Origin of the sequence: Bartonella sp. CE47NXGY (genome assembly GCF_042195415.1) — a bacterium.
GTDB lineage: Bacteria > Pseudomonadota > Alphaproteobacteria > Rhizobiales > Rhizobiaceae > Bartonella.
In genome coordinates this window covers 1-609 of record NZ_JBHIOI010000265.1, presented here as the reverse complement: position 1 = coordinate 609, position 609 = coordinate 1, and the positions used below count along the sequence as shown (strand labels likewise).

General features: G+C 44.5%; 1 protein-coding gene. It reads right to left on the bottom strand.

What is annotated here, in order from left to right; genetic code table 11:
- Positions 1-99: 99 nt before the first annotated feature.
- Positions 100-609, bottom strand: a 510-nt coding sequence (locus ACFIL3_RS11015) for a tail fiber domain-containing protein (protein WP_375682300.1), incomplete at its 5' end; no start/stop codon positions are given.

The window sequence follows — 609 nt, the reverse complement described above, 5'->3', positions numbered from 1 at the left end:
CATCAAAAGAGTTTGTGCTAAAAGCAGCAAGTTCCAACGCTTTACGCTTTCTATAAGCTTTTTCACGCTCTAATGCATTTAATTCTTCTCGCCAAAACATCACTGCACCCTTTCCATCTCAAAGCCAAGCTTGCCATAATCCACATGCAAAAAGCCTGTCGCCTTATGCAAGAAAACAGCTTCAGGTTTTGACTTCAAAACATCTTGCGCCATTACACCGCGATAGCGCTCTGGGTGCCCCTTGTAGTTGTATTCATAGAGTTTATAGCCATTTCTCTGCCCAGCTTCTCTGATGTTTTCTTTTGCTCTGATATCACTAAGCCCAGCAAAAGTACCAAGGATAGTTCCAACATTTCCAACAATCTCCCACGGATTAGGTTTTGGCTGTGGAGTCAATGTCGTCCTTTGTCCTGTTTGCGTTCCATAATTTCCAGCAACAGCCCCACCAGCTGCGAGCAACTTACTTAACTGGTCCCAATCAAGATTGTTCTGCTGCTCCCATTTTTGCCGCTCTTCATCCAATTGCCGTTGATGATTGGCATCAAGTACACTCCCTCCCGTCAACGCATTAAGATTTGCCTGACCTTGACCTTGAAAGAAGTTATTGGC